The organism is Rhizobacter sp. P2_H2 (assembly GCF_056403375.1).
This window is the reverse complement of sequence record NZ_JBFUFP010000923.1, coordinates 1-2191: the sequence shown is the minus strand read 5'-3', so window position 1 is coordinate 2191 and position 2191 is coordinate 1. Positions and strand designations below refer to the sequence as shown.

Here is a 2191-nt window from a genome sequence, read left to right as displayed (position 1 = left end):
GTTCAGGCCGGTGGCGACCATGCCGATCCAGTCGCCGCCGAAGCCGCCGAGGTCGGTGAGCTTGTACTCGACGGCCTGCGCGAGCGGCGCGGCGGCCAGCAAGGCGCCGGACGCGCCCAGCGCCGCCAGCCCGCGGACCAGCTGCCGCCGGTGCCGAAAGGCCAGCAGGCCCAGGCCCACCAGCATCATCGCGACGACGGCGGGCTCGGGCACCGGCGAGATCAGGTAGACGTGGCCGTCCCCCGACGTGGCAAGGATCTGCCCGGCATCGTTGATCAGCAGCGCGGCGTCGTAGTTCCAATACAGCGCCGACCCGGGGGGACCGGGGGAGAACGGGCCGTAGTCGACCAGCGTTGCGCCGTTGCCGTCGGGCCCGGTGACGAACAAGCCCTCCGCGTAGGTGCCTTGGTGATAGCGGCCGACCACCTGGCCCGCGGCGTTGATTCCGCCAGGCCACACGTCCACGGACACCGGGAATTCGCCGCCTGCGGGAGGCAGTGGCACCTCCAGCGTGCGGCTGCTGCCGTCGGCCTCGGCGATGAACCCGGTGGGGAAGCGGAGGCCGGGCGCTGCCAGCCCCACGACCTGCCCGCGGTCGTTGATGCCCAGGCCCCGGCTGAAGTCGCCCGGGTAGGGGCCGGGGATCTCGCGCATGGCAGCACCGTTCGGTCCGGTGATGAAGGCACGGTCCGTGGCGTCCAGCGGGGCGCGGTTGCTCATGCCGGTGACCTGCCCGGATGCGTTGACGGCGGTCGGGGTGCTGGTGCCGCCGGGGTACAGGCTGCCGAGTTCATGCAGGTTGCCGGCCTGTGCATCGCTGATGAAGCCGCGTTGAACCCCCGCGGCGGTCGTGCTGGTGCCCACCACCTGGCCGCTGGCGTTGATGGCGGTTGCGCTGCTGGAGCTGCCGCCCAGCGTGCCGAGCTCGCGTGCCGATGTGCCGTTCGGGCCGATCACGAAGGCTCGCTCGGTGCCGGCGGCCGTCAACGACGTGCCGACCACCCAGCCCGCGTCGTTGATGCCGTTGGCCTGGGTCCACGACGAACCGCCGAGCGTCGGGAGGGCGCTCAGGCCGATGCCGTTGGCGCCGCTGATCCAGGCGGTCCGGCCTGTTTCGCTCCACGACCCGTCCGTCGCCTGGGTGAGGTGGGTTTGAAAGCCCACCGCCTGGCCGCTGTTGCTCAAGCCGGTGGCCTCCATGCGATTCCACTGTCCCGGCCCTGGCGGCGGCCCCAGCGTCCCCAGGTCGAACAACGCGTAGTTGGCTGCATGGGCCGCGGGTGCGGCKACAAGGCCCACGGCGGCGCACAGCGTGGCGCAGAGCCGCGCGAGTATCTGCATCATGACGACCCCCTGATACGTGACTTGTGCCGCGGTTCTACGCCACGACCATGTCAAGCGGTGTCGCTTCTTTGCACACCCTCGCGGGGTGCGAGGTCTTGCGCGATCGATCTGACGGATGTGCCTAGAAGCTCAGCACGTCGATGGTCGGCGGCACGCGAAAGCGCAGCGGCAGCTTGTCGATGCCGACACCCGGGGTCACGTAGACGCGGGCGTTCTTCAGCTCGTAGAGGCCTTGTTGAAAACCTCCGTCGGTGGCGTGGGCCAGCAGGTGCTTCGTGAAGACGGGAATGTCGATCTGCCCGCCGTGCGTGTGGCCGGCCAGCAGCAGCGCCGCCTCGTCGGGCTGCAGGTCGAACACCGTGTCGGGGTTGTGGGTCAGCATCACGCGGTGCGCGCGGTCCACCGTCCAGGGTTGCGTGCGCGAGGCGTCGAGGTTGCGCTGCGCCGAGCCCGCAGTGCGGTCGCCCAGGCCCTGCAGCTCGCAGCGGCCGAGCGGCACGCGCTTGCCATCGATGGCCTCGACGCGCGCGGCTGCCAGCGCCTGCTGCAGCTCGTCGCGCAGCGGCGGGCCGGGGCGCTGTTCGTCGTGGTTGCCCAGCACCGACAGCACGCGATGCCGCACGCCGGCCAGCGGCGCGAAGGTGGTGCGCAGGTCGTGGCTCGGCTCGAAGGTCCAGTCGCCCGCCACCAGCACCGCATCGACCTGCAGCGTGTTCAGCCGGTCGACGAGGCGCTGCAGTTCGGCCTCGCGCACGTAGAGGCCGACGTGCAGGTCCGAGATCAGCGCGACGCGCACGCCGCAGCTCGTGCCGAGTGGGGTCTCGCGCACCTGCAGCCAGTTCGGCTC

At 71.1% G+C, this 2191-nt stretch carries 2 protein-coding genes; both read right to left on the bottom strand.

Annotated elements, in window-relative coordinates:
* Positions 1-1344, bottom strand: a 1344-nt coding sequence (locus AC1D15_RS28290; RefSeq protein WP_477828628.1) for a PEP-CTERM sorting domain-containing protein, incomplete at its 3' end; no start/stop codon positions are given.
* A gap of 121 nt (positions 1345-1465) precedes the next feature.
* Positions 1466-2191 (bottom strand): metallophosphoesterase (locus AC1D15_RS28285; protein ID WP_477828627.1); only part of this gene is annotated, 726 nt, incomplete at its 5' end.